Raw genomic sequence first — 25,945 nt, 5'->3', positions numbered from 1 at the left:
CGGGCGTGCGGCGAAGGGGCGCGCAACCGTCACACCAGCCGGCGTGCCGTCGCCCAGCGGGTGAGTTCGTGGCGGTTGGAGAGCTGGAGTTTGCGCAGGACCGCCGAGACATGGGACTCGACCGTCTTCACCGAGATGAAGAGCTGCTTGGCGATCTCCTTGTAGGCGTAGCCGCGGGCGATCAGGCGCAGGACCTCGCGTTCGCGCTGGGTGAGGCGGTCCAGGTCCTCGTCGACCGGTGGGGCGTCGGTGGAGGCGAAGGCGTCCAGCACGAAGCCGGCCAGGCGCGGGGAGAAGACGGCGTCGCCCTCCTGGACGCGGAAGATGGAGTCGACGAGGTCGGTGCCGGTGATGGTCTTGGTGACGTAGCCGCGGGCGCCGCCGCGGATCACGCCGATCACGTCCTCCGCGGCGTCGGAGACGGACAGCGCCAGGAAGCGGACCGGCTGCTCGGCGTCCGCCATCAACGCCGCGCACCGGCGCAGGACCTCGACTCCGCCGCCGCCGGGGAGGTGGACGTCGAGGAGGACCACCTCGGGCCGGGTCGCGGTGATGACCGTGACCGCCTGGTCGACGTCCGCCGCCTCACCGACCACCTCGACGCCGGTCTCGGTGGTCTGTCCGATCTCGGCCTGGACGCCGGTGCGGAACATCCGGTGATCGTCCACGAGCACCACGCGCACGTGCCGCTGCCCGGCGGGGCCGGACCCGGCCGCCTCCGCCGCTCCCGCCGTACCGTTCGCCTCGGTCGCGTCGCTCATGACGTCTTCTCCGCCCTCTCCATCTCCAGCTCGACCTCCGTGCCGCCGCCCGGCACCGCCCGCAGCCGGGCCGTGCCGCCGTTGCGCTCCATGCGGCCGATGATCGATTCTCTGACACCCATGCGGTCGGCGGGTATCGAGTCGAGGTCGAAGCCCGGGCCGCGGTCGCGCACGGACACGAAGACCGTCCTCCCCTCGACTTCGGCGTAGACCTGTACGGCACCGCCGTCGCCACCGTACTTGGCGGCGTTCACCATCGCCTCGCGTGCGGCCTGCATCTGCGCGCCGGTCCGCTCGTCGAGCGGGCAGTCGCCGACCACGACCACCTCGATGGGCACGCCGTGCTTGTCCTCGACCTCGGCGGCGTTGCGCCGCACCGCCTCGGCGACCGTGTCCGGCTCGTCCGCCTCGTCCTTGCCGGTGCCCTCGGGCTTGTACAGCCAGGTGCGCAGGTCGCGCTCCTGGGCGCGGGCCAGGCGGCGCACCTCGCCGGCGTTGTCGGCGTTGCGCTGGATCAGGGTGAGGGTGTGCAGCACGGAGTCGTGTACGTGCGCGGCGACCTCGGCGCGCTCCTGGGCGCGGATGCGCATCAGGCGCTCCTCGGACAGGTCCTGGGTCATCCGAACCAGATAGGGGCCGGCCAGCAGCGTGATGCCGACGAGGACGGCGAGGGCCGCCTGCAGCACCGCTCCGAGGTGGGCGGCCGAGCCCTGCATGACGAAGATGGCGGACACGCCGGCCGTGACGAGCAGGACGCCGACGCCGGCCCGGAGAAGGGTGAGCGTGCGCCGGCGGCTGCCGACCTCCACCCAGCGGGCCCGGCGGGCGTTGTCCGCCTGGCGCCAGACGAGGGCGACACCGGCCGCGACCAGGACCGCGGGCAGCAGATACGCCTTGGCCCCGTTGGTCAGGTCGACGCTGCCCACGAAGACCATGGACACGATGACCATCAGGAGCAGGGCGACGATCTGCCCCTTGTCCGGCTTGCGGGCCACCAGCCTGCGGCGGCCCAGCGGCGAGGTCCCGGTGCCCACCAGCGGCGGCTTGTGGTCGCCGACACCGCCGACGCCGAGCGGGACGAAGAACCAGAACGCCGCGTACAGCAGCGCACCGAGCCCGTTGGCCATGAACAGGCCGACGAAGGCGAGCCGGACCCAGATCACGGGCAGCCCGAGATGCCCGGCGAGGCCCCGCGCCACTCCCCCGAGCCAGCGGCCGTCGCTGCTGCGGTAGAGCTTGCGCGGCGGCCGCGGGTCGTCGACGGGCAGTGCTGCGGCTTCCGGCATGCCATCGATGGTCACACGGCGGCCGAGGGCCGGGCATCAGGGTCGGCCCCCTAGACTCCCCTGATCTTCCCTCGGGCCGTTCGGCAACGGCCTGGCCGGCCGGGCTTCGAACACCTCCCGGTCGCCTGTCGGGGGCGATCTCAGGGTTGGGCCAGGGTCATCCCGACTGCCGGCCGGCCGGCCGGACCGTCACCATGGACGCATGACGGATCACGAGCACGCCGCGACGGGTCCGGTGCCCGGCCCCGGCCCGAGCCCGGCCCCGGGCACCGGACCGACGGATGCCGCACCCGCCGCGACGGGCCGGCCGGGTGCGGACGATGCGGAGGAACGAGGCATCACCGAAGCGCCCCGGCGCTTCCGGCGCGACCGCCGGCACAAGATGATCGGCGGGGTGTGCGCCGGGCTCGGGCGGCAGACCGACATGGACCCGGTGATCTTCCGGATCACGCTGGCCGTGCTGGCCGCGACCGGCGGCATCGGGCTCATCTTCTACGGCTTCGCCTGGCTTCTCGTGCCGTACGAGGAGGAAGAGCAGAACGAGGTCCGCAAGCTGCTGACGGGAAGGGTCGACGGCCAGGCCCTGGCCGCGGTGCTGTTCGCCCTGGTCGGCTGCGGGGGCTTCCTGACCATGCTGAAGAACGGCGGAGTGCTGACCTTCGCCGTGGTGCTCTCCCTGCTGCTGGCCGGTGCGGGGTACTGGTCGAAGCGGCGCGGCACCTCGGACCCCGATCCGCTCGCCGCGCAGGCCGCCGCCGACGCCCCGCCGGAGGCCCAGGCCCCGCCGGTCGTCACCACCTACCCGTCCTGGTGGCGGGACCCGATCGTCAAGGACGGCACCCACGTCGGCGGCACCGGCTATCTGTGGGGCCCCGCCGACGCCCGCGACCGGGGCCTCGGCCCGGCTCTGGACGTCGGCATGGCCACGCCGTGGGTCCATGACGGCTCCGGCTCCCCACGTCCGCCGCGCGCGGCGGACCCGAGGCCGCGCGGCCCGCGCTGGATCGGCGGCCATGTGTTCCTGTTCGCGCTGCTGGCAGGGGGCCTTGGCACCGGGCTGACCTGGGACACGCATCCGCTGGGCACCAGCCTGCAGACGGGGCTGGCCTGTGCGCTCGTGGTCCTCGGTCTGGGCATCACGCTCAGTGCCTTCCTGGGACGGACGGGGGCGGGCTCGGTGTTCCTGGCGATCGTCACGGCCGCGCTGCTGGCGGGAGCCGCGGCGATGCCGAGGGACATCACGACCCACTGGAAGGAGACGTCCTGGAGGCCGGCCGCGGCGGCGGACGTGCGGTCCTCGTACCGCGCCGGTACCGGCGTCGGCACCCTGGACCTGAGACGGGTGCACCTCGGCAAGGGGCAGTCGGTGAGCACGGACGCCGAGGTCGGCGCCGGGCAGCTGAAGGTGATCGTCCCGGCGGACGCGACCGTGCGGCTGAGCATCGACGTGGGGGTGGGCGACATCCGGTTGCCCGGTGAGGACGGAAAGGACGTGGACGTGCGGCCGGGCAGGCACAAGGACGTCACGCTGACGCCGGTCAAGGGCGGCAGGAACGCCGGCATGCTGGAGCTCGGCCTCCGCGTGGGCGCCGGACAGGTGGAGGTGAGCCGTGCTGCGTCATGAGTTCCAGCCCGGGAGGCTGGTCGCCGGTCTCTTCTTCACCGCCGCCGGCGCCGTCTACGCCGGGGACGCCACCGGGCTGTGGCGCACCCCGTGGTTCGTGGTCGTCCCGCTGGTCACGGCCGGGTTGTGCCTGGCCGGTGCCGCCGCGGCCGTGGCGCGGGGCATCCGCAGACGGCACGGCGCCGAGACCGGCCAGGGCGGCGGCGGCAGCGCCTAGGTGAGCCGTCCCGGCGGCGCGTCCACGGCGGCGGCGGCGCGGTTCCCTACCACGCCACGGGCAGCTCCAGCGGGAACCGGCGGATCGTCTTCGTGTCCCACCGCACTTCTTCCGGCGGCACCGCGAGCCGCAAGCCGGGGAAGCGCTCCAGGAGCCGCCCGACCGCCACTTCCAGCTCCGCCATGGCCAGGGGCACCGCCACGCACCGGTGTCCGCCCCAGCCGAAGGTCATGTGCGGGCGGCTCGGCCGGTCGACGTCGATGACGTGCGGGTCGGGGTAGCGCTCCGGGTCGCGGTTGGCGGCCAGGTAGGACACGTGGACGTAGTCACCTGCCCGGATGCGGACGCCGTCCAGCTCCAAGTCCTCGAGGGCCACTCGAGGAATCCCGACCCCCTTGCGGAACGGGATGTAGCGCAGCATCTCGTTCAAGGTGTCCGTCAGCGTGTCGGGCCGGCGCCTGAGGTGTTCCGCCAGCTCGGGGCGGGTCAGGAGCAGGTAGACGATGTCGCTGATCTGGCACGTCGCCGTGTCCTGGCCGCTGAGCGCCAGTGTCACCGCCATGACCGCCAGTTCCCTGTCGTCGAGCTTGGCCTCACCGTCCCGCGCCTCGGCCATGAGGCTGATGAGGTCGGACTGGGGATAGTTCCGACGCTCCTCGACGAGTTCGCCGAAGTAGTCCGTCAGCTCGGCCTTGGCCCGTGCCGCGGCCTCCTTGTGGTCCGCGCCGACGGCGAGCAGCCGCTGCACGGCTTCCTGCACGCGGCACCAGTCCTCACGTGCGACGCCGAGGAGGTCCAGGATGGTGTGCCGGGGCAGCGGCTCGGAGAGGTGCTGTACCAGGTCGGCCGGCGGGCCCTCCTTCTCCATGTCGTCCAGAAGGAGATCCGCGAGCTTGACGATGCGGTGCCGCATTTCGTCGACCCGCTCCTGGGTGAAGGCCTGCGAGACCAACTGGCGCACGCGGTTGCTGTGCGGTGGATCCATCACATTGATCGACTCGGGCGAGACGATGGGCTCCGGCGTCAGCCGGGGGTAGTCGCTGCCGATGATGCCGGCCCGGCTCAGCCGCTGGTCGGTGGTCACACGCTTGACGGAGTCGAAGTTTGTGACGATCCACGCGTCGGCGTCGCCGTAGGGGAGCCGGATCCGGGCAGGGGAAGCGGAGTTCATCAGGTCCGCGAGGACGGGGTCGAACTGCAGGGCTTCGCTGTAGTCGAAGGGACAGGTGATCGTCTCTTTGTCACCGGGCATCAACCGGCTCCTCCGGTCATGGGGTGCGAGTCATGAGGGCATGGAATGGCATGGCGCTGTCATATGCCTCGCAGATGATGCAAACACGGCAGGCGGCGCCGAGCCGTGATCCGCACTGCGCATGGGGCCAGGTGGCGCAACGGAGTTCTCCCTGCCACGCCCCGGGGCGACAGCGCGGGGGTCAGTGGGGAATGCAGCCGAACCAGTTCACCGTGCCGTTGCCCGAGGTGTAGCCCAGGCACCTGATGGTGGTGTCGCGCAGGGTCTCGGTCCGGTCGCTTCCGCCGGTCACGTAGTCCGTCTTGTAGTGGCGCTGGACGAGGGTGTCGATCTCGACGGTGTACCAGCGGCCGTCGTTGTCCGGCAGGCTGCAGCCGTGGCCGGTCACGTTGCGGCTGGGCCCCTGGCTCCAGATGGGCCGTTCGGCGCGGTCGCAGTGCGCACGGCCGCCACCGGCCGCGCCGGCCGCGCCTGCGCCGGTGCCGAGCAGGGCCGTGGTGGCCGTGGCCACCGCCGCAGTGGCGCCCAGCAAGCGCTTTGGAGAGAGGTTCATCGATGGGCCTTCCTGCCGGCTGTGGTGACGCTGAGGAGTCACTGCGTCACTGTGAAGTGATAATCACACTTAGCTGGCATGTCCGGCTCGTCGGTAGACGGCACACTCCTCCGACCCGGTGACCTCGCTGATGCACAGGGGGGAGCGTCGGGCCGCTAGCGGTAACTGTTCGCGCGCTGTCGTCGGCGGGCGCGCAGGGCCGCGTCGAGCGACAGGTAGGGCGCCCCGGCGAGGACGAGAGGCAGCCAGGCCATCAGGTAGGCGAGGTCGTTGCCGTAGTAGTACGGCGTCGTGGCCCAGCTCACGGTCAGCCACAGGCTGAGCGAGATCAGGGCGCCGCCGAGGGCGGCCAGGCGGCCGAAGAGGCCGAGCAGGGTGCCGATGCCGACGGCCACCTCGCCGAGGGCGATGGCGAAGCCGAAGCCGACCGGGTTCTTCAGCGCCAGGTCGATCAGGGCCGGGACGGCGGAGGAGTCGCGGGCCGCGCTCATCGTGGCGCCGATGGAGCCGGTGCCGCCGGACTTCAGGAAGGCGCTGTCGGTGAGTTTGTTCAGGCCGGCGTAGACGAAGGTGACGCCGAGGAAGACACGGAGCGGGAGGAGGGCGTATCGGGCGGCCGAGTCCCGCCAGTCGCGGACGCTGTTCAGCCGTGAGGTGTGCGTGTCCGTCCGAATGCCCTGAGTCATCGCTGCCAGCCGCCTCTCGCCCACCTGCCGGACCCCCCACGTGTCCATACGTATGAGGGACGCGACCGGTTCAATCCCCAAGGGACCTTTTTCCGGATGTGATGCCTTTTCCGAAGCGGCCCGAGGTGTGCTCCCCCGGTCACTCCGCCACGTGCACGAAGCACCGGTTGGTCGCCACCCCGGCGGCGGTCACCACCTGCACCTCCACGGTGCCGGGTTCCACGTCGACCGGTACCGGCACGGTCAGGACGGTGTCGGTGGGATTGCGGAAGCCGCCGGCGACGGGGACCAGCGGCACGTGGACGTCGACGGCGCCGATGCGCACGACCATGCGGGAGAGCCGGTCGGCTCCCTGGGCGCCGGGCGGAACGAAGCCGGTGCCGCGGATCTCGATGTCGTCGCCGGTGCGGATCGGACCGTCCAGGTCACCGGGCTCGCGGGCGCGGACCACGGCGAGGATCGCCGGGCGGCCGCCCTCGGCGTACTTGCCGGCCAGGTAGGTCGCGGCCGAGACGAGCACCACGACCGCGAGGCCCCAGGGAAGGTCGGGCAGCCGGTCGGGGCGGCGGGCGAGCCCCACGGCGGCGAACACGACGGCGACGGCGCTGATGACGACGTACTGGAGGTCGGTGAAGGCGCCCCGGCCGGAGTCGTCGGTGAGCAGATCGGCCGCGCGGGGCCGGTGGGCCGGGACCTTCTGCAGCCGCTGGGTGAGGACGCGCAGGCCGACCACCCGGCGGACCAGCACGGCGATGCCGCAGACCACGGCGAGGACGGTGACCACGCCCGCGCCGCGCGCGAGGCCGAGGCCGGAGAGCAGGGCGTCGCGTTCGGCGTGGTCGGATGCGGCGGCCAGCCGGCCGGCGAGCAGCAGGACGGCGTAGCCGACGAACAGGGTCCAGCCGGCGGCGACGGTACGGGAGGTGGACAGGCGGTTGTCCTCGCCGATCAGCGGCGCCAGTGCCCCGCCGCGGGCGCGGTGGAACCAGGAGGCGGCGGTCAGCGCGCCGGCCACGACGAGGGCCGCGAGCAGGGCGGCGGTGCGGGTGCTGCTCCAGCCCGCGCCGATGGCGGTGAGCGACTCGGCGAGCAGCAGGACGAGCACCGCTCCCCACACGGTGCACGCCGTGCGCAGCCACAGCCGGCCGAGCCAGGCCTGGCCCTCGGCGCGGCCGCGTTCGGCGACGGCCTCGGCCCGCTGGGTCAGCTCCTCGGAGACCCACTGGCGGGAGGCGGAGGCCGAGTGCGCGACGGCGGGCGGCAGGCCCTGCCCGGATGCGTACTCGTCCCGGGCGCGCAGGAACGCGGCCACGGCCCGCCGGTGCCCCTCGCGGGCCCCGTGCGGGCAGTCCCCGCAGGAGCAGCCGCCCTCGTGGGCCCCGTCGGCACCCGTGCTCGCTCTCGCCTCCTGCACCGCCACGACCGACGCCCGCCTTCCCCGCGATCCACGACACTCGACCCACGACACGTGGCCCGGCAACACTCGGCCCACGACACGACCTCGGACACGTCCGGCGGCACGGCCCAGTGCGAGCCGTTTCACCGCCGGGCAAGTCCCCTGTGACGTCAGCGAATTGTGCCCTACGCGGGGCCGTCCGGGGCGGTTCCGGGCCGTCGGCCCGGGTCACGGCGGGTGAAGTCCGGGCAGCCCGTGTTGACCGGGCTGCGAGAATCGCGGCATGGCCGAGATCATCCAGCGGGACGGCATCTGGGCGTTCGACGGCAGCACGATCCGGATCACCCCAGGACTCCACCGCTGCGTGCCGCTGTTCCGGCAGACGTACGGAGAGATCGCCGTGCCGCTGGAGGCGGTCTCCGACGTGGTCTACGAACCGGAGCGCAGGCGGGGGCGGCTGCGGATGCGGCTGCGCGAGGGAGCCGATCCGCTGCTGCAGGCCACGGGCGGCCGGCTGCCGGACGCTGCCGATCCCTACCGGCTGGTGGTGGACGCGGACCGCGGCGGGGTCGCCGAGTACGTGGCCGAGGAGATCCGGCAGGCGCTGCTGCTCGACCAGGTGCCGAAGGAGCCGGCCGCGGCCTATCTGCTGCCGGGCCCGCCGGTGCCGGTGTCGGTGCGGTCGTCCGACGGCACCGTGTCCTTCGACGGCGCCCAGGTGCGCATCGACTGGGCCGACACCTCCGACCGGGTCAAGCGCGCGACCGGCCCGCGGATCATCGCCCTCGGTGATCTGGTGCAGGTCGAGTGGCTGCCCAACTCCGGCTACGAGGACGGCTTCCTGCGGTTCGTGACCACGGAGACGGTGTTCTCCAAGCTGCCTCCCGAGCGGGACCCGTACAGTCTCGACCTGTGGGGCAGCGTCCGCCGGGACCTGCTGACCGCGCTGGTCGCGGCGGCGGTCACGGCCCGGCTGCCGCATCCGTCCAGCCGCGCCGGCGGCGCCTGCGCGGACCCCGGGCGGCCGTCGGCCGCCGTAGCGGCGCAGGCCGGTGCCGGTCATCACGACGTGCTGCTGCGGCGGCTGCGGGAGCTGGGCGAGCTGCATCGGGACGGGGTGCTCACGGACGAGGAGTTCGCGTGGACCAAGGCGGCCGTGCTCAGGGACTTCCAGCAGCTCCCCCGGCGCCCGCACCGGACCCTGGCCGAGCTGAGCTAGCCGAGCAGGTCGGGTTCGCTGCGGCTGATGTCCTGCCAGAGGGGCTGGTAGTTGATCCAGGCCACCAGGTCGCCGCCGAGCTGTTCGCGGGTGGCCACGGCCGGCTTGTGGTCGATGAGCACCGGGCGGCCGGCCGCCTTGGCCATGAGCTGCACCTGGCAGGAGCGTTCCAGGGACAGGAACCACCAGGCCGCCGCGTCCACCGAGTCCCCGACGGTCAGCAGCCCGTGGTTGCGCAGCACGAGCGCCTTGCGGGAGCCGAGGGCCATGGCGATGCGGCGGCCCTCCTCGGCGTCGACGATCACACCGGTGTAGGCGTCGTAGAGCGCCAGGTCCTCGTAGAAGGCGCAGCTCTCCTGGGTGATGGGCTCGATGAGGTCGCCGAGCGCGGCGACGGCGCGGCCGTGCACGGAGTGGCAGTGGGTGACGGCGACGACGTCGGGGCGGGCGGCGTGCACCTGGGCGTGCACGGTGAACGCGGCCTGGTTGACGTGGTAGCGGCCCTCGACCACCTGCCCGTCCCGGTTGGCCAGGACCAGGTCACTGACGGTGACGTGCTTGAACGGCATCCCGAACGGGTTGACCCAGAAGCAGTCGGTGAACTCCGGGTCCCGGGCGGTGATGTGCCCGGAGACCCCGTCCTCGAAGCCGTTGCGCCCGAAGATCCGCAGGGCGCCCGCGAGCCGCTCCTTGCGGTGCCGGCGCTCGTCCTCGACCGATTCGTGCATCGGCGGCATGGCGAACCGCAGCTGGTCGGTGGGCAGCGGAGGGGGCGGCGTGGGCCCGTGCATAGGTCCTCCAGCGGGGGGATGGCCGTACGAGCCGGAAGTTACCGTCGGTCAGCGCAAAAGGGCAGGGCTCTTTTGTAAAGATGACGTACGCGGTGCGGAGACGGCGGAGAACGGCGAAGATCGCCGAGAATGGGCGACAGGGGTTGTCCGGTTTCGTCGCGAGACTCGGCCGTATGAACTGGGCAGCCTTCACCACCGCCGCACCCGACCTGGCGGCCACCGTCGAGCAGCGTTTCCGCGCCTTCCGCCATCACGTCCTCGCCACCCTCCGGGCGGACGGCTCGCCGCGCACCTGCGGGCTGGAGGCCGACTTCCGCGGCGGCGAGCTGTGGCTGGGCATGATGGCGGGCTCGCTGAAGGCCCTCGACCTGCGCCGCGACCCGCGCTTCGCGCTCCAGGCGAACCCGGGCGCGGGGACGGACATGGCCGGCGGGGACGTGCGGATCGGCGGGCGGGCGTACGAGGTGGCGGACGGGGAGACCAAGGCCCGGTACGTGGAAGAGGTGGAACCGCCGCAGCCGTTCCACCTCTTCCGCACCGAGCTGACCGAGGTCGTACGGACCTGGGTCGAGGACGAGACGTATCTGGTCGTCCAGGTCTGGAAGCCCGGTGAGCCCCTGCGCACGCTCAGGCGCAGGTAGGGGTCACTCCCACTCGATGGTGCCCGGCGGCTTCGAGGTCACGTCGAGGACGACCCGGTTGACGTCCCGGACCTCGTTGGTGATCCGGGTCGAGATGCGGGCGAGGACGTCGTACGGCAGCCGGGACCAGTCGGCGGTCATGGCGTCCTCGGAGGAGACCGGGCGCAGGACGATCGGGTGGCCGTAGGTGCGGCCGTCGCCCTGGACGCCCACGCTGCGGACGTCGGCGAGCAGGACCACCGGGCACTGCCAGATGTCCCGGTCGAGGCCGGCCGCGGTCAGCTCCTCACGGGCGATCGCGTCGGCGTCACGCAGCAGGTCCAGGCGCTCCTTGGTGACCTCGCCGACGATGCGGATGCCGAGGCCGGGGCCCGGGAACGGCTGGCGCTGGACGATCTCCTCCGGCAGGCCCAGCTCCTGGCCGACCATCCGGACCTCGTCCTTGAACAGCTTGCGCAGCGGCTCGATCAGCCGGAACTCGAGGTCCTCGGGGAGGCCGCCGACGTTGTGGTGCGACTTGATGTTGGCGGTGCCGGTGCCGCCGCCGGACTCGACCACGTCGGGGTAGAGCGTGCCCTGGACGAGGAACTCGACCGCCGGGCCCTCGTCCGCGATGATCTCCGCCTGCGCCTGCTCGAAGACGCGGATGAACTCACGGCCGATGATCTTGCGCTTCTCCTCGGGGTCGCTGACCCCCTTCAGCGCGGTGAGGAAGCGCTCCTCGGCGTCGACGACGACCAGCTTGACGCCGGTCGCGGCCACGAAGTCCTTCTCGACCTGCTCGGTCTCGCCCTTGCGCATCAGGCCGTGGTCGACGTACACGCAGGTCAGCTGGTCGCCGATGGCCCGCGCGACGAGGGCGGCGGCGACGGCGGAGTCCACGCCGCCGGACAGGCCGCAGATCGCGCGCTTGTCGCCGACCTGCTCGCGGATGGCCGCCACCTGCTCGTCGATGACGTTGCCGGTGGTCCAGTTCGGCTGCAGGCCCGCGCCGCGGTACAGGAAGTGCTCCAGCACCTGCTGGCCGTGCGTGGAGTGCATGACCTCGGGGTGGTACTGGACGCCGTAGAGCTTCTTGTCGTCGTTCTCGAAGGCGGCGACCGGGACGACGTCCGTGGAGGCCGTCACCGTGAAGCCCTCGGGGGCGGCGGAGCAGGCGTCGCCGTGCGACATCCACACGTGCTGCTCGGCCGGGGTTCCCTCGAAGAGGGTGGAGGACGTGCGCGAGACGTGCAGGTCGGTACGGCCGTACTCGCGGGCGCCGGTGTTGTCGACGGTGCCGCCGAGGACCTGTGCCATGAGCTGGAAGCCGTAGCACATGCCGAAGACGGGGACGCCGGCCTCGAAGAGCTCGCGGCCGAGGCGGGGGGCGCCCTCCTCGTACACCGACGAGGGGCCTCCGGAGAGGATGATCGCCGCGGGGTTCTTGGCGAGCATCTCCTGGACCGGCATGGTGCTCGGCACGATCTCGCTGTAGACCCGCGCCTCGCGGACACGACGGGCGATGAGCTGGGCGTACTGCGCGCCGAAGTCGACGACCAGGACGGTGTCGGGGGTGGCGGCAGACTGGGTCGCTGATGACACGGGTGCCTTCCGGCGGTCTGGGCGGGGGCTTGTGCTTACCGATTCTAGCGGGGTGGGCGCCGAGAGCCGTCCGAAGGTGCCGTGGCATACTGGGGCCATGCTTCAGCACTCGACCTTCGTCTTTACCTATGGCACCGGGCCCGCCGGCTGCCATGGTCGTGCTGCTTGAGCGCAGTGACGAGCGACTTACCAGGCGCCCCGGGCCGACAAGGCCCGGGGCGCCTCGTGTTTTCCGGGTCCTGTCGTTCCGGGGCATCCACCAGCCACCCCACCTCACGAGGAGCCCCGACATGACGACTCTCACGACGGAACAGGCCACGGAACGGACGGCCGAAAGCACCATCGCCGACGCCCGTGAGCGCATCGACGCGCTCGACGACCGGATCATCGGGCTCATCCAGGAGCGGATGGCCGTGTCCACCGTCGTCCAGGAGACCCGCGTCGCCGCCGGCGGCCGGCGGGTGAACCTCTCCCGGGAGATGGAGATCCTCGGCCGCTACCGCGAGGCGCTCGGCAAGCCGGGCACCGGGCTCGCGATGACCCTGCTGGAGCTGTGCCGGGGACGTGTCTGAGGCTCGGATCCGAGTGTCGCGTCCGGGTTCGGCCCCGATCTCACCCGTACGGCGCGTGACCCTTTCGCATGCCGCTTCGTTGAGACCGGTGTCCGTGCCAGCCAGGGGCGGGCCCGACAGAACCACGCGTGGCTCGCTGGAGCGATGAGGCGTACGGGTCGTGCCGTGCGCCGTGGGACCTCGCTCCGGAGAAGTGACCGGACGGCAGGGGACAGCAGCCCGGTCACCCAAGAGAACGGTCGGCTCCGGGGACGCCCGGGGCCGGCCGGCGGAACACCCCTTCCATGACCAAGAGAGCAAGCGGCGCAATCCCCCGGCGCCGCTCCCCGGCACCGGCGCCGCCCTGACGCCGGTGCTTCTCTTTGTGACTCACCCCACACAGAAATCTCGTAGGGCCACGCAACCCTTCGGGCTCCTCGCTGATCAAACCTGCTACCGGATCAAGAAGACGGTAAGAAGCGAGGGACCTGCGTTCGGAGGGGGGCGCAGGTCCCTCGTGATCTTCGCCAGGCTTCCGCCCTACTTCTTCGGGGGAACCGCCGGGACACCCAGGAACGGCAGCTTCAGCGCGCCGAAGGCGTCCGCCGGGACCACCGGACCCCGCGGCTCCACCGGCTTCAGCCGCTCGTACGCCGCGCCCGGCGCCGGGCGCGGGTCCTCCTCGCCCTTGTTCGGCCAGTACGACATGGCCCGCTCGGCCTGCGCCGTGATCGTCAGCGAGGGGTTGACGCCCAGGTTCGCGGAGACGGCGGCGCCGTCCACCACCGAGATGCCGGGATGGCCGTACAGCCGGTGGTACGGGTCGATCACGCCCGTCTCCGGGGAGTCGCCGATGGGGCAGCCGCCGAGGAAGTGCGCGGTCAGCGGCGTGCCCATCAGCTCGCCGACGTTGCTGCCCGCGAAGCCGTTGATCTCGGCGGCGAGGGCCGAGGCGGCCTCGGAGGCGGCCCTGATCTGCTTGGGGTTGGGGGCGCCGTGGCCCTGCCGGGCGGTGAGCAGGCCCTTGCCGACCCCGTCGGGCTTCAGGTACGTCGTGAGCGAGTTGTCCAGCGACTGCATCACCAGGCCGATGATGGTCCGCTCCGACCAGCGCCGGTTGGACAGCGACCGGGCGACCAGCAGGGGGTGCCGGGCCGCGTTCGCCAGCCAGGCCAGGGCCCGCGAGGAACCCTCGGTGTAGGGGACCTGGAGGATCGACAGGCCGCCCATCGAGTTGGAGCCCTTGCCGTAGCGCACCGGCTCGATGTGGGTGTTCTCGTCGGGGTGAATGGACGACGTGATGGCCACACCCCGGGTGAAGTCGGCCCTCGCCTCGCCGGTCGCCCTGCGGTAGCGGCGGTTGTCGGTCTGCGCGCCGACCAGCGCCTCGGAGTTGGTGCGGGTCAGGACGCCGAGCCGGTCGGAGAGGTACGGGAGCCGGCCGCCGGCCTTCATCCGGTGCAGCAGCGTCTGGGTGCCGTAGGTGCCGGCCGCGAGGACCACCCGCCGGGCGGTGAAGATGCGGCCCTCGCCCTTCTTCCTCCGGTCCGTCGGAAGCGTGGCCACCGCGTAACCGCCCCGGGAGTCGTCGGTGACGGACACGACCGTCGTCATGGGGTGCACCACCGCGCCCGCCTTCTCGGCGAGGTACAGGTAGTTCTCGTTCAGGGTGTTCTTCGCGCCGTGCCGGCAGCCGGTCATGCACTCGCCGCACTCGGTGCAGGCCTTGCGGGAGGGGCCCGCCCCGCCGAAGTACGGGTCGTTCACCTCACCGCCCGGCTTCGCCGTCGCCTTCCCGTCGGCGTCCCTGCCGTCGCCGAAGAACACCCCGACCGGTGCCATGTGGAAGGTGTCGCCCACGCCCATCCGCTGGGCCGCCGCCTTCAGGTGCACGTCGGAGGGGGTCATGGTGGGGTTGAGCCGCACGCCGAGCATGCGCCGGGCCTGGTCGTAGTACGGCTTCAGCTCCTCCTCCCAGTCGGTGATGTCACGCCACTGGGGGTCGTCGAAGAAGGCCTTCGGCGGGACGTAGAGGGTGTTGGCGTAGTTGAGCGAGCCGCCGCCGACGCCGGCGCCCGCCAGCACCATCACGTTGCCGAGCAGGTGGATGCGCTGGATCCCGTACAGGCCGAGACGGGGGGCCCAGAGGTAGTTCCTCAGGTCCCAGGAGTTCTTCGGGAGGGACTCCCGGGTGAAGCGGCGGCCGGCTTCCAGGACGCCGACCCTGTAGCCCTTCTCCGTCAGGCGCAGGGCGGACACCGAGCCGCCGAATCCCGATCCGACCACGAGGACGTCGTAGTCGTAGGTGTCCTGGGGCACGGGGATCTCCTCGTTGAGTTTCGCGTGCGGGCCGTCTGTGGTGCGTCGCGCGGTTCCCCGCGCCCCGGTGTCGGTCACCTGAGCCGGAAGGCCTTCATGACCTTGAGACTCGTGCTCATGAACTGGGCGTACTTCTCGTCGTCCATGCCCAGTGACGGGGCCATCGGGAGCAGGCGCTGGTGGGCGACCGTCTGGGCCTCGGTGTACTTGAGGATGCCCTCGGAGCCGTGGCGGCGGCCGAGGCCGGAGTCCTTCATGCCGCCCATCGGGGACTGGACGCTGCCGTAGGCGGGTGCGTAGCCCTCGTTGACGTTGACCGTGCCGGTGCGCAGGCGGGAGGCGACGTCCTTGCCGCGGCGGGCGTTCTTCGTCCAGACGGACGCGTTCAGTCCGTACGGCGTGGAGTTGGCGCGCTCGATCGCCTCGTCGTCGCTGGTGAAGCGGTAGACGGAGACGACCGGGCCGAAGGTCTCCTCGTCGCAGACGGCCATGGACGCCTCGACGCCGTCGAGGATGGTGGGCTCGAAGAAGTACGGGCCGATGTCGGGGCGGGCCACACCGCCCGCGATCACCTTCACCCCCTTGGCCACGGCGTCCTCCACGTGCCGCTCGACGGCCTTGAGCTGCCGTTCCCCGGCCAGCGAGCCCATGTCGGCGCCGTAGGCGAGGGAGTTGCCGAGCCGCATGGCCCGGGTGCGGGCGGCGAAGCGGTCCAGGAAGGCGTCGGCGATCGACTCGTGGACGTACAACCGCTCGATCGAGATGCAGAGTTGACCGGCGGAGGAGAAGCAGGCGCGGATCGCGCCCGCGGCCGCCTTCTCGATGTCGGCGTCGTCCAGGACCAGCATGGCGTTCTTGCCGCCGAGCTCGAGGGAGACGCCGACCAGGCGGGCCGCGGCGCCCCGGGCGACCTCGCGGCCGGTGCGGGTGGAACCGGTGAAGGAGACGTAGTCGGCGTGCTTGACGACCTCGGGGCCGACGACGGGTCCGTCGCCGAGCACGACCTGGAAGACGTCGGCGGGCAGTCCGGCCTCGATGAGCAGGTCACGGGCCCACAGCGCGGTGAGGCAGGTCTCGGTGTCCGGTTTCATCACCACCGCGTTGCCGGCGACGAAGGCGGGCAGCGCGTCGCCGACGGACAGCTCCAGCGGGTAGTTCCAGGGGGCGATCTGGCCGACGACACCGCGCGGGTGGCGCAGTTCGGTGACCTTGGTGAGGGTCGGTACGGCGCCGGTGTGCCGCTTGGGCCGCAGATAGGCGGGGGCCTTTCGCCCGTAGTGGCGGGCCGCGACGGCGACGGCCTGCACCTCCTCGTGCGCGTGCAGCCGGGCCTTGCCGGTCTCGAGCTGCACGAGGTCGAGGACCTCCGCCTGGCGCTCCAGCAGCAGGTCGTGGAAGCGGAGCAGGACGGCGGCGCGCTGCCGTACCGGCACCTTCTCCCACACGGCCTGCGCGGCGCGGGCGGCCTCGAAGGCCTGCCGTACGTCCTCGGGGGTGGACTCGGGCAGGTCGGCCAGCTTGTCGCCGGTGAACGGGGTGTGATTGGCGGTACGGCCGGAGCCGACGACACCCTTGGTCAGCTGGGCCACCAGTTCCGGCGTGACCACGTCGGCGGCGGTGCGGGCGCCTTCGGGGGCGGGGGCGAGCGGGTTGGTACCGGTGCGGTCCGGGGCCTGCGAGTCCGTCATGACGCGCAGGGTATGCCGCGTCGGGGTGTTTGTGTACCCGTCGGTAACGGGGATTCACCGAGTGCTCACACGATGCCAGTGATCACTGGCAGGGAATGTGCTGATCAGCGGGTTGTCGCGGGACGATCACTCGGCGCCGGGTTTTTTCGCGAGCAGGAGCCCGAGGGCGGTGGCGAGCGGGGTGCGGCGTCGGGGTGCGAGGCCCGCGTCCGGGTCCCGGCCCGCCTCCGGCGCCTTGCCCGGCGCCGGCGCCTCGGCCTCCACGGCTCCGGCCGTCTCCCCCACCGCCGCGGCCAGTGCCGCCGCGACCTCCTCCGGGTCCGGGCGGGCCTCCGGCCGGGGTGCGTGGAGGCGGTCCAGCAGGGGGCCGAGCGGCCCGGCGTCCCCGCCCTCCAGGGCGGCGGCCAGCAGCGCCCCGAGGGACCACAGGTCTGCGGCGGGCCCGGCGCCCCGGCCCACCGGCCCGCCCGGCGCCAGTTCCGGGGCGACGAATCCGGCGGGCGCCTCCTCGGCGTGCCCGTCCCCGGTGCCGAAGTCGGTGACGACGACCCGGCCGGTGCCGGACTCGATCAGGACGTTGGCGGGCTTGAGGTCCCGGTGGACGATCCCCACGGCATGCGCGGCCCGCAGCGCCCCGAGCACGGCGAGCCCGACCCGGGCTGCCTCGGCGGGCGCGAGCGGTCCGCGCCGGACGACCTCCCGCAGCGACTCGCCCTCCACCAACTCCATGACGATCCAGGGCAGTTCGCCGTGCATGACGACGTCGTACAGGGTGACGGCCGACGGATGCCGGACCCGGGTCGCGGCCCGCGCCTCGCGGTAGAGACGGTGGGCGGCGCGCCGGGTCTCCTCGTCGTCGGCCGGATCCCCGTGCAGCAGGGGCTCCTTGACGGCGACGGACCGCTGCTCCTGCTCGTCCCGGCCGCGCCAGACGGTGCCGGTCGGGCCGGCCCCCATCCGGTCGAGCAACCGGTACCGACCGCCGATCAGACGTCCGTCGGGCGCGAGTTCGCCGTCTGCGCTCATGTCACATGAGTACCGTGCGCACCACGCCCTTGTCGAAGCCGGCGGACGAAGTGGTCCGTCCTCACAGCTTCTCGATGTCCAGGTTGGCGATCGCGGCCCTCGCCACCTCCCGGCCGCGGGCCGTGAAGTCGCCCTTGCCCGGGTAGCCTACGGCCAGTTCGTACATGTCGCCGGACGTGGTGCGGTAGTAGAAGACGCGCAGTTCCCGGGGCTGGGCGAGCTGGTCGTCGCTGGTGTGGACGACGGTGTTCGCGGCGGCCTGGTGGCCTCGGTACGTGGCGTCCGCGTCCGGGGCCGTGCGGCCTCCCTCGGCCATGTGGAGGGTGTAGTCGCCCTGGCTCTTGAACCTCTCGTTGTCGTCGTACATCTGCGAGCGCGCGCTGCTCTTGATGTCGTTCAGCGAGTCCTGCGCCTTGCGGTCCAGGTGCAGACGGATCCATACGCCGCCGCTCGGGTCCGCGTACATCACCCAGTTCTTGTCGGAGTCGGTCTTGGCGGGACGCGTGACCCGGTAGCCCTCGGGGACGGCCAGGGTGGCGCCGAGCCCGGCTTCGCGGTGCTTCGCCCAGTGGTCGGGGAGCGGGCCGGCGAAGGGGTCGGCGAGGAGGAGGTACGCCGTCACGGCCACCGCGACGGCCGCGGCGCCCAGGCCGAGCCAGGCCGTACGGCCCAGGCGGCGCACGGGGGCGGCCGCCTCGGGCACCGGCCGGGTGGGCACGGGCGGCGGTTCGGGTGCGGGCGGGTTCGCTGCCGCTTCCAGCAACTGCCGGACCCGGGCCGCCGTCGGCCGGTGGGCGGGGTCCTTCTGCAGCAGGCTGTTGATGACCTCGGCCAGCGGCCCCTGGGCGGCGGCGGGAGGAGCGGGGTTGGCGTTGAGCACGGACTGGAGGGTCGCCGGGGTGTTGCTGCGGCGGAACGGGGAGACGCCCTCGGTGGCGGTGTAGAGGACCACGCCCAGCGACCACAGGTCGCTCGCCGGTCCGGGGCGCTGCCCCAGCACCCGCTCGGGCGCGATGTACTCGGGGGAGCCGACGAAGCCGCCCGTGTCGGTCAGGTTCGTCTCGCCCTCGATCTGCGCGATGCCGAAGTCGGTGAGGACGACCCGGTCGTAGCGCCCGAGCAGCACGTTGTCCGGTTTCACGTCGCGGTGCAGAACGCCCGCCGCGTGGGCGGCCTCCAGGGCGCCGAGCACCTCCAGGCCGATCCGGGCTGCCTCGCGGGAGTCGAGCGTGCCCTCCTGCAGCGCGCTGCCCAGCGAGCGGCCGCGCACCAGCTCCATGACGATCCAGGGCCGGCCGTCGACGACCGCCACGTCATGCACGCCGACCACCGCCGGATGGTCGAGCCGGGCCGCCGCGCGGGCCTCGCGGCGCATCCGCTCGAAGGCGTTGGCGCGTTCCCGTTCGGGAAGGTGGTCCGGTACGCGCGGCTCCTTGACGGCGACCTCGCGCTCCACCGTCTCGTCCCGGGCCCGCCACACGGTGCCCATGCCGCCGTGGCCGAGCTTGGCGAGCAGCCGGTACCGTCCCGCGATCAGCCGGCCCGCTCCGGGTTCCCGGGCGCCCTGCGCCGGCACCGGCGCGGGTGAGGGGTTCGGGTTCGGCGGTTGCAGAACAAAACTCGTCGTGTCGTCGGCCGTCGGGCCGGCTCCCCCGTCACTGCTCATGCGTCATGCCTATCGCGCCATGGGCGTCCGATCCACCGGGAACGGGAACCGGTCACAGACCCGTGACCGAAAAGGCGCCCGTGCCGGTGGCCGAGAAGCGGTCCGCACACCGCGAGTGCACCGAGCGGGAGGAGGTCAACGCGCCCCGGGCGAGAAGGTGTCCACGGCCACGTCGAAGTACTCCCGGGCCTCGCGCACCTTCCCGACCGGCGCCGACACCCACACGTCGTACATCCGGCCACCCTCCTCCCAGCACAGGTCATAGGTGTGGCGCGGGCCCTCCGCCGCGCTGAAGCCGTTCCAGGTGAACTCCCAGAGCGCGGCGGGGTGTCCGGCGTGCCGGGTCTCGGTGACCCGGCCGTCGTGGTAACCGGGGTTGGTGTCCGCCCCGCCGGCCGCCGAACGGTTCATCACCGCGACCGGGCCGCCCGGTTCGGGCGCGGCGACCTTGATGCCGAGGCGGAAGGTCTGCCCCGGGGAGAGGTAGAAGACCCGCTCGCCCTGCCGGTCGCGGGTGAAGTCCTGCGGTACGGCGAGGGAGAAGCCGGCCGGATCGCGGGCGGTGCGGTAACCGGAGGGTGCGGTGGGGGTGCGGGAGCCGGTGCCCGCGCCGCTCGCGCGGGCCGTCGGGGAGGGCGGGGCACCGGTGCGGGTCGCGGACGGTGCCGTGCTGGTGCGGGTGGCGGGGCTGGTGCGGGTAGGGGGGCTGGTCGCCGTGCCGCCCGGTGTGCCGCCGCCTCCGTGGCCGTCCTTCAGCAGCAGGGCCGCCGCCGACACGCCCGCCCCGGCGACGGCGGCGACGAGCAGCGCGGCGACCAGCACACCGCGCGCGGACGGACGGGCGGCCGGGGGCCGGTCGGCGCCGAGCGGGGACGGGACGAGGGAGCGGCGGGGCATGTCGTGCTCGGTCGGGGTGTGGCCGAGTCCGAGCGGGTGGCCCCCGGCGGACGGCCGGGTGCCCGGCGCGGTTGCCTGGCCCGGCGCGTCGGGCGTCCGGCCCGTCTCCAGGAACGTCCGCAGCATCCGCTCGGCCTCCGCCGCGCCCAGCCGCCGGTCGGGGTCGCGCTCCAGCAGCCCCCGTACGACGGGCAGCAGCGGCCCCGCCTCGGCGGGTGGCCGGATCTCGGCGGCGACGACGGCGTGCAGGATGCCGCCCAGCGAGTCCCGGCGGAACGGCGACTCGCCGCTGAGCACCGTGCACAGCAGCGCGCCCACCGACCACAGGTCGGACTCCGGCCCGGTGCGCAGGCCGGACATGCGCTCCGGGGCGGTGTACTCGGGCGAGCCGACGAAGGAGCCGGTCTCGGTGAGGGTCGTGGCGCCCTCGACCTGCGCGATGCCGAAGTCGGTGAGGACGATCCGGTCGGTGCCGGACTCGATCAGCACGTTGGCGGGCTTGATGTCCCGGTGCAGCACCCCGGCCTCGTGCGCGGTGTGCAGCGCGCTGAGCAGGTCGATGCCGATCCGGGCGGCCTCGACGGCGTCGACCGGGCCGCGCGCGGCGATCCGGTCGGCGAGCGAGCCGCCGTCGATCAACTCCATGACGATGTACGGCCGTTCGTCCTGCTCGACGACGTCGTGCACGACGATGATGTGCGGGTGCCGCAACTGCGCCACCGCCCGCGCCTCCCGGAAGGTGCGCTCGCGGCGGCGCCGGGCGTCGTCGTCGGCGAGGGAGTCGTCCGGGGCGAGTTCCTTGACCGCCACCAGGCGACCCAGCACCTCGTCACTCGCCCGCCACACGACGCCCATACCGCCGCGCCCGATCCGCGCCTGAAGGCGGTAACGGCCCGCGATCACACGAAGGTCGTCCCCCTCGGATCCCATGAGGCCCATCATGCCGCACCAGCCGCACCCACTCGGCGCGCTGATCGGCCAAGCATGGTGCGCCGGCGTGCGGCCGGAGTGAGCCGGTGCGCGGGCGGGGCGTGCCGGTGCGGACGGGGCGTGCCGGTCAGCTCTCTTCGGGCTGCCAACTCCGCAGCACCCACGTGAACTGCTTGCTCGCCGTCGCCCAGTCCTCGGCCGGCGAGGACATCTCGACCGCGTACTCGGTGCCCTGCCGCGAGGAGTAGGTCTCCTCGATGGCGCGGCGCGGCCCGGCGACGTGCGGGGGATCCTTCTTCAGGGCGTTCCACGACCACTCCCACACCGAGCCGGGGCGGTCGCGGTAGGTGTTCTTCTCCATGGTCAGACGCCGGTAGCCGACCAGCCCCTGGAGCTGCTGCTCGAGGTCCTTCTGGTGCTCGTAGGCATCGGCGAAGTCCGGGTTGGTGTCGACGGCGACGCGGATGAAGTGGATACCGCCGTCCGGCGAGTAGTCGACCTGCTTGAGGGCGCCCCTGTCCTCGTACACCTTGCGCTTCCAGCCCTTGGGCACGTAGATGCTGAAGCCGAACGGGTCCTCGTGGCGTACCCAGTTGCCGGGGACCGCGCCTCCCGGGGACGGTGCGTGGGTGGTCGAGGTCGCGGGGGCCGGGGTGGCGCCGCCCGCCTCGGTGTCCGCCTCGAAGGCGCCCCACTGCTGGAAGGCCACCGCGGCCCCGCCGCCGAGTACGGCCGCCACGGCGACGACGAGCGCGAGCGTGCGCAGCCGGCGCCGGGGACGGGCCTTCGCCGGGCGTGATCCGGGCGGCGGCACGGCCGCCGGACCGACGGCGGTGGGACCCACCGGCGCCGGGCCCACCGACGTCGGCCCGGTGGCGGAAGGCCGCGGGACGCCCGGGCCGGATCCGTAGGCCGAGGCGCCGCTTCCGTAGCCGGAAGGCGTGGAGCCGGTGCCGTAGAGCGACGGGCCGGCGCCGGTGCCGTAACTCGCCACCCCCGTCCCGGAGCTGTACGGCCCGCTGGTGTCCACGCCCGAGCCCTGGGTCGGTACGAAGGCCTGCGCGGCGTTCGGGCGGCGGCCCTCCACCGCCTCGGCGAGCATCTGCTCCGCCTCCTCCGCGCCCGGCCGCTGCCCCGGCTCCTTGCGCAGCAGGGCCGAGATGACGGGGCCGAGCGGACCGGCGTGGCGGGGCTCCTCCGCCTCCTCCTCCACGACCGCCTGCATGGTGCTCAGCGGTGAGGTGCGGCGGAACGGCGAACGGCCCTCGACCGCCGTGTACAGCGTGGCGCCGAGCGCCCACAGGTCCGAGGACGGCCCCGGGTCGTGGCCGCGCACCCGCTCGGGCGCGAGGTAGTCGACCGAGCCGACGACCTCGCCGGTACGCGTGATGGTGGTGTCGCCCTCGATCTGGGCGATGCCGAAGTCGGTGAGCAGGACCCGGCCGTCCCGGCCGAGCAGCACGTTGCCGGGCTTGACGTCCCGGTGCAGCACACCGGCCCGGTGCGCGGCGCGCAGCGCCCGCAGCACCCACAGGCCGATCCGCGCGGCCTCGCGCGGCTCCACCCGCCCCCGCTCCTTGACCGTGTCGGCCAGCGAGCTGCCCTCCACCAGCTCCATCACGATCCACGGCCGGCCGTCGTGTTCGAGCACGTCATGGACGGTGACGACGGCGGAGTGGTTGATGCGGGCGGCGGCGCGTGCCTCGGCCCGGGTACGGGCGAGCAGCACGGCCTGCTCGCTCTCGGAGACGTAGAGCGCGGCGGTCAACTCCTTGACGGCGACCGCCCGGTGCAGCACCTCGTCGTGGGCGCGCCACACCCGGCCCATGCCGCCGCTGCCGATGGAATCGGCGAGCCGGTAGCGGCCCGCTATCAGCAGGCCCTGCATCTGATTCACGTTGCCCCGCAATGCTCTTGACAGGGTCAGACTAAGGACCGGTCTCCCCTCAGGGAACAAGCGGGGTGCCAAGGTGACAGCACTGTGACGGTTGTCCGGGACTCCGTGTACAGGACGCTCAACCCGTGTAGCGGTACGTCGCGGTAGCCTGCTCGTACAGCCGCGTCACCTCGTCCCGCTCGGCCTCCGGACCGCGGACCTGGACGATGTGGTAGCGGCCGTTCAGCAGGATCGCCATGTTGCGCACGTACAGGTCGCGCCCCTGCCCGTCGGTCCAGGTGAACTGGCCCTCGGCCATGGTGCGTCCGCCCACGGTGATGGTCCTCAGCCCGGTGGCCGTGGCCCAGCTGGAGTTCCGGTACGGCTGTAGTTCGCGCTCCTTGTCCCGCTGGTAGATCATCGGGTCGCTGCCGTTCGCCGCCGCGCTGTCCCGTCCGGGTACGACCAGCAGCTCGAAGTTCCCGTGCGCGTACACCACCTGGCCGCTGCCGTTCTTCGGGGTGCGGTCCCACCCTCGGGCGACGGCCACCTTGAAGCCCTCGGGGTCGGTGCGCAGGGTGAATCCGTCGGCCACGGAGGGGTCGCCGCCGGTCTGGGTCTCGGTGGCGGGTGCGGAGGCGGACGCGGAGGGCTCGCTCTGTCCGGAGGAGGGCCGCTCGGTCGGCGTGGGCGCGGGACTCGCCTCCCCGGCGCTGCCCGTACGGTCAGGGCTGCCGGCGGCACCGCTGTCCTTCTGCTTGGGCATGAAGAGCATCGCGTACGCCACCGCGGCGGCCAGCAGGAGGAGGATCAGCAGGAGCAGGATCCGGCCGAGACTGCGCGGGGAACGGGTCTCGTACCGGTTCCTGTCCCGCCGGGACTTCTCCTCCCGGGCCCTCTTGTGCCGTCCGTGCGGATGGGCCGCGGGCAGCCCGGCGCGCCGCCGCCGCACCAGTTCGCCGCGGCGCCGGACGATCGGCAGCCGGCTCGGGTCGGCGGGCGGCACGGGTACGACATGGGCGCCGGCGTCCGGCTCGGGCGCGGAGCGCACCAGCGAGCGCAGCCAGCCGCTCAGCTCCTCGGGCTCGAGCCGGTCGAGGGGGTCCTGACGCAACAGCGACTCCACGACCGGGCGGAGCGGGCCGCACTCCTCGGCGAAGGCAGGCGGCTCGGCGCAGACCAGCTGCACGAGTTCGGCCGTGGACTCCTCGGGGTAGGGCGCGTGTCCCTGCACGGCGCGGAAGAGCAGCGCGCCGAGCGCCCACAGATCGGTGGCGGGCCCGACCGGCGCCGCAAGCTGCCAGTTCTCGTGCACCGGCCCGGCCTGCTCCGGCGCCCACCGCTCGGTCACCGGCCCCACCACGGTCATCCGCACCTGCCGCGCCCGCTCGGCGGCCAGCGCCGTACCCGGCCCGCGGCGCCCGGCCCCACCGACGGCCGGGTTCTCCCAGCCGGGGGTCACCGGGGTGGCCGACTGGGCCGGGCCGGCGGCGGAGGGTGCCTGACCGGGACCGAGCGGATGCCCGGCGGCCGGCTGCCCGGGCACGGGCAGGCGTCCCGCCGGCGGAAGGCCGGGGCGCTGCCCGGCGACGCCGAACTCGCCGGACCCGGCGGACTCGGCACGGTCGTCGGGCCCGGCGAACTCGTCGGGTACGGCGAACTCCGCAGCCGTCTCAGCCGGGTTGCGGCGGGGCGAGGCGCCGTGCCACGGGCGGCCCTGCACGCCGTACGGGTCGACCGTCGTGCCGGGTGGCTGAGCGGCCTGGTCGCTGGTGTACGGCTGCTGCGCCACGCCGTTGGCGCCGGTCGCGCCCTCGGCGGAGGGGCGGGCGCCGGGCAGGGCGGCGCGGCCGTTCTGCTGGGCTTCCTGTACGCGGGCGGCGGCGCGGGCTCCCGCGCGGTAGGCGGCGATGGCTCCGGCCCGGGCGGCCCGGATGTCCTCACCGCTCTGCACAGCGCGAGGTCCCGGCTGCCCGGGGACCGGCGCCCCGCCGGCAGAAGCCCCGTCCGCTCCCGGCACCGGAGGCAGCCCGCCGGCCGCCCGCGCCTGGATCGCGGCACGCCGAGCGGCCTCGGGATCGACGTCGGCGGCGGGCAGGGCGCCCTGGCCCCCGCCCGGCCGCAGGGCACCGACCGGCCCCCCGGCACGTCGAGCACCCCGGTCGCCGGCGTCGTCGAGACGGGCACCGGCCCCGGCGCCCTCCCCGGCGTCGACTCCCCCCTGCTGACCGCCCTCCTGCTCCGGCACCGGGTCGTACCCGCACAGCGCCTCCTCCGCCGCGCCGACGGCGAGGCCGGTCAGCATCACGCGGCCGTCCTCGCAGACGAGGACCGTGCGAGCGGTGATGTTGCGGTGCACCCAGCCGTGTGCGTGCAGCACCCGCAGCGCCATCAGGACGTCGGAGGCGACCTCGGCCGCCCGGTACGGCGTCAGCGGCTGCTCGGCCAGCAGTGCGGACAGCGGGCGCGCGGCCACCCACTCGCTGACGATCCACAGCGAACCGCCCTCGGCGAACACGTCGAAGACCTGGTCCAGGCGCGGGTGGTCGGGAATACGGGCGGCCGCCTGCGCGGCCTCGACGGCGCGCCGCACCGCGGGGTCCGAGGGCCGGCGTGTGGCCGTACGGGCGGCGGGCGCACGGCGTGCCCCGCGCTCGCGGGCGGTGAACCCCTCGGGCAGGCCCTCCGCGTCGAGCACCTCCGCCTCGACGACCTCGGGCAACGGCACCTGACGGACCAGCACCTCCTGCCCGCTGTAGGTGTCGAAGGCCCGGGTCTCGGTCAGCTCGTACTCGTCGGAGGGCGGCAGCGGCAGGCGGTAGCGGTCGGCGAGCACCCGACCCGCGTAGTCGTCCACGTTGCCTCCCCCGGCCGCTGGTCGTTCACATCCGTTCCCCAACGGCCCGTTTCGCATCCACATTCGGCTGCGTACGGTCCGCAACCATTCACGATACGTGCCACAGGCAACCCGCATTGAGGGAT

General features: G+C 73.1%; 20 protein-coding genes. 5 read left to right on the top strand and 15 right to left on the bottom strand.

The window, feature by feature from the left end; translation table 11 throughout:
• Positions 1–29: 29 nt before the first annotated feature.
• Entirely contained in the window at positions 30–761 is a 732-nt protein-coding gene (locus ACZ404_RS21915; RefSeq protein WP_468442323.1) for a LuxR C-terminal-related transcriptional regulator, read from the bottom strand.
• Positions 758–2,047 carry an ATP-binding protein gene (locus tag ACZ404_RS21910; RefSeq protein WP_468442321.1) on the bottom strand — a complete coding sequence of 430 codons (1,290 nt, stop codon included), beginning with the start codon at positions 2,045–2,047 and terminating at the stop codon, positions 758–760. The genes ACZ404_RS21915 and ACZ404_RS21910 overlap by 4 nt, the downstream gene beginning before the upstream one ends.
• Positions 2,048–2,249: 202 nt before the next feature.
• Here ACZ404_RS21910 and ACZ404_RS21905 point away from each other — a divergent pair, with 202 nt between their 5' ends.
• Complete coding sequence (locus tag ACZ404_RS21905; RefSeq protein WP_468442319.1) at positions 2,250–3,671, top strand: PspC domain-containing protein; 1,422 nt, start codon at positions 2,250–2,252, stop codon at positions 3,669–3,671.
• Positions 3,658–3,888 (top strand): hypothetical protein, encoded by a 231-nt coding sequence (locus tag ACZ404_RS21900; RefSeq protein WP_468442317.1) that lies wholly within the window; start codon positions 3,658–3,660, stop codon positions 3,886–3,888. Before ACZ404_RS21905 ends, ACZ404_RS21900 begins: the two co-directional genes overlap by 14 nt.
• 46 nt (positions 3,889–3,934) lie before the next feature.
• Here the strand turns inward: ACZ404_RS21900 and ACZ404_RS21895 are convergent, their stop codons facing one another.
• The 4 genes from ACZ404_RS21895 to ACZ404_RS21880 all read right to left on the bottom strand — a co-directional run bounded on the left by ACZ404_RS21895 (position 3,935) and on the right by ACZ404_RS21880 (position 7,799).
• Positions 3,935–5,140 carry a cytochrome P450 gene (locus ACZ404_RS21895; RefSeq protein WP_468442315.1) on the bottom strand — a complete coding sequence of 402 codons (1,206 nt, stop codon included), beginning with the start codon at positions 5,138–5,140 and terminating at the stop codon, positions 3,935–3,937.
• Positions 5,141–5,321: 181 nt separating this feature from the next.
• Positions 5,322–5,693 (bottom strand): hypothetical protein, encoded by a 372-nt coding sequence (locus ACZ404_RS21890; protein ID WP_468442313.1) that lies wholly within the window; start codon positions 5,691–5,693, stop codon positions 5,322–5,324.
• Between the two features lie 155 nt (positions 5,694–5,848).
• On the bottom strand, positions 5,849–6,379 hold the full coding sequence (locus ACZ404_RS21885; RefSeq protein WP_468442311.1) for a DoxX family protein: 531 nt from the start codon (positions 6,377–6,379) through the stop codon (positions 5,849–5,851).
• 139 nt (positions 6,380–6,518) lie between these two features.
• Positions 6,519–7,799: a hypothetical protein gene (locus ACZ404_RS21880; RefSeq protein WP_468442309.1), complete on the bottom strand. Its 1,281-nt coding sequence runs from the start codon at positions 7,797–7,799 to the stop codon at positions 6,519–6,521.
• Between the two features lie 259 nt (positions 7,800–8,058).
• Here ACZ404_RS21880 and ACZ404_RS21875 point away from each other — a divergent pair, with 259 nt between their 5' ends.
• Complete coding sequence (locus tag ACZ404_RS21875) at positions 8,059–8,994, top strand: DUF4429 domain-containing protein (RefSeq protein ID WP_468442307.1); 936 nt, start codon at positions 8,059–8,061, stop codon at positions 8,992–8,994.
• Here ACZ404_RS21875 and ACZ404_RS21870 read toward each other — a convergent pair.
• Positions 8,991–9,785, bottom strand: a complete 795-nt coding sequence (locus tag ACZ404_RS21870) for a class II aldolase/adducin family protein (protein ID WP_468442305.1) — start codon at positions 9,783–9,785, stop codon at positions 8,991–8,993. The genes ACZ404_RS21875 and ACZ404_RS21870 overlap by 4 nt on opposite strands.
• Positions 9,786–9,958: 173 nt before the next feature.
• Here ACZ404_RS21870 and ACZ404_RS21865 point away from each other — a divergent pair, with 173 nt between their 5' ends.
• A complete protein-coding gene (locus ACZ404_RS21865) occupies positions 9,959–10,426 on the top strand; it encodes a pyridoxamine 5'-phosphate oxidase family protein (RefSeq protein ID WP_468442303.1) in 468 nt (155 codons plus the stop codon).
• Between the two features lie 3 nt (positions 10,427–10,429).
• On the opposite strand, the gene guaA is transcribed toward ACZ404_RS21865, so the two are convergent.
• A complete protein-coding gene (guaA, locus tag ACZ404_RS21860) occupies positions 10,430–12,010 on the bottom strand; it encodes a glutamine-hydrolyzing GMP synthase (RefSeq protein WP_468442301.1) in 1,581 nt (526 codons plus the stop codon).
• A 290-nt stretch (positions 12,011–12,300) separates the two neighbouring features.
• On the opposite strand from guaA, the gene ACZ404_RS21855 reads away from it, so the two are divergent.
• A complete protein-coding gene (locus tag ACZ404_RS21855) occupies positions 12,301–12,582 on the top strand; it encodes a chorismate mutase (protein WP_468442299.1) in 282 nt (93 codons plus the stop codon).
• A gap of 519 nt (positions 12,583–13,101) precedes the next feature.
• Here the strand turns inward: ACZ404_RS21855 and ACZ404_RS21850 are convergent.
• From ACZ404_RS21850 to ACZ404_RS21820, 7 genes are all read right to left on the bottom strand, one after another.
• Complete coding sequence (locus tag ACZ404_RS21850; RefSeq protein WP_468442297.1) at positions 13,102–14,880, bottom strand: GMC family oxidoreductase N-terminal domain-containing protein; 1,779 nt, start codon at positions 14,878–14,880, stop codon at positions 13,102–13,104.
• Positions 14,881–14,954: 74 nt separating this feature from the next.
• A complete protein-coding gene (locus ACZ404_RS21845; protein WP_468442295.1) occupies positions 14,955–16,568 on the bottom strand; it encodes a succinic semialdehyde dehydrogenase in 1,614 nt (537 codons plus the stop codon).
• Between the two features lie 126 nt (positions 16,569–16,694).
• Positions 16,695–17,594, bottom strand: coding sequence for a serine/threonine-protein kinase (locus tag ACZ404_RS21840; protein WP_468442293.1), 900 nt, complete (start codon positions 17,592–17,594; stop codon positions 16,695–16,697).
• 61 nt (positions 17,595–17,655) lie between these two features.
• On the bottom strand, positions 17,656–19,260 hold the full coding sequence (locus tag ACZ404_RS21835; protein ID WP_468442291.1) for a serine/threonine-protein kinase: 1,605 nt from the start codon (positions 19,258–19,260) through the stop codon (positions 17,656–17,658).
• 135 nt (positions 19,261–19,395) lie between these two features.
• A complete protein-coding gene (locus ACZ404_RS21830; RefSeq protein ID WP_468442289.1) occupies positions 19,396–21,087 on the bottom strand; it encodes a serine/threonine-protein kinase in 1,692 nt (563 codons plus the stop codon).
• A gap of 127 nt (positions 21,088–21,214) precedes the next feature.
• Positions 21,215–22,975: a serine/threonine-protein kinase gene (locus ACZ404_RS21825; RefSeq protein ID WP_468442635.1), complete on the bottom strand. Its 1,761-nt coding sequence runs from the start codon at positions 22,973–22,975 to the stop codon at positions 21,215–21,217.
• A gap of 127 nt (positions 22,976–23,102) precedes the next feature.
• On the bottom strand, positions 23,103–25,820 hold the full coding sequence (locus tag ACZ404_RS21820) for a protein kinase (protein ID WP_468442287.1): 2,718 nt from the start codon (positions 25,818–25,820) through the stop codon (positions 23,103–23,105).
• Positions 25,821–25,945 lie beyond the last annotated feature (125 nt).

The organism is Streptomyces sp. NPDC030798 (genome assembly GCF_055572275.1).
The sequence above is the reverse complement of the archived record's forward strand: the minus strand, read 5'-3'. Positions and strand labels throughout refer to the sequence as shown.

Coding starts and splice junctions, on each gene's coding strand:
- ACZ404_RS21915 (WP_468442323.1), bottom strand. CDS start 761: ATGAGCGACGCGACCGAGGCGAACGGTACGGCGGGAGCGGCGGAGGCG.
- ACZ404_RS21910 (WP_468442321.1), bottom strand. CDS start 2,047: ATGCCGGAAGCCGCAGCACTGCCCGTCGACGACCCGCGGCCGCCGCGC.
- ACZ404_RS21905 (WP_468442319.1), top strand. CDS start 2,250: ATGACGGATCACGAGCACGCCGCGACGGGTCCGGTGCCCGGCCCCGGC.
- ACZ404_RS21895 (WP_468442315.1), bottom strand. CDS start 5,140: ATGCCCGGTGACAAAGAGACGATCACCTGTCCCTTCGACTACAGCGAA.
- ACZ404_RS21890 (WP_468442313.1), bottom strand. CDS start 5,693: ATGAACCTCTCTCCAAAGCGCTTGCTGGGCGCCACTGCGGCGGTGGCC.
- ACZ404_RS21885 (WP_468442311.1), bottom strand. CDS start 6,379: ATGACTCAGGGCATTCGGACGGACACGCACACCTCACGGCTGAACAGC.
- ACZ404_RS21875 (WP_468442307.1), top strand. CDS start 8,059: ATGGCCGAGATCATCCAGCGGGACGGCATCTGGGCGTTCGACGGCAGC.
- ACZ404_RS21870 (WP_468442305.1), bottom strand. CDS start 9,785: ATGCACGGGCCCACGCCGCCCCCTCCGCTGCCCACCGACCAGCTGCGG.
- ACZ404_RS21865 (WP_468442303.1), top strand. CDS start 9,959: ATGAACTGGGCAGCCTTCACCACCGCCGCACCCGACCTGGCGGCCACC.
- ACZ404_RS21855 (WP_468442299.1), top strand. CDS start 12,301: ATGACGACTCTCACGACGGAACAGGCCACGGAACGGACGGCCGAAAGC.
- ACZ404_RS21845 (WP_468442295.1), bottom strand. CDS start 16,568: ATGACGGACTCGCAGGCCCCGGACCGCACCGGTACCAACCCGCTCGCC.
- ACZ404_RS21840 (WP_468442293.1), bottom strand. CDS start 17,594: ATGAGCGCAGACGGCGAACTCGCGCCCGACGGACGTCTGATCGGCGGT.
- ACZ404_RS21835 (WP_468442291.1), bottom strand. CDS start 19,260: ATGAGCAGTGACGGGGGAGCCGGCCCGACGGCCGACGACACGACGAGT.
- ACZ404_RS21830 (WP_468442289.1), bottom strand. CDS start 21,087: ATGGGATCCGAGGGGGACGACCTTCGTGTGATCGCGGGCCGTTACCGC.
- ACZ404_RS21825 (WP_468442635.1), bottom strand. CDS start 22,975: ATGCAGGGCCTGCTGATAGCGGGCCGCTACCGGCTCGCCGATTCCATC.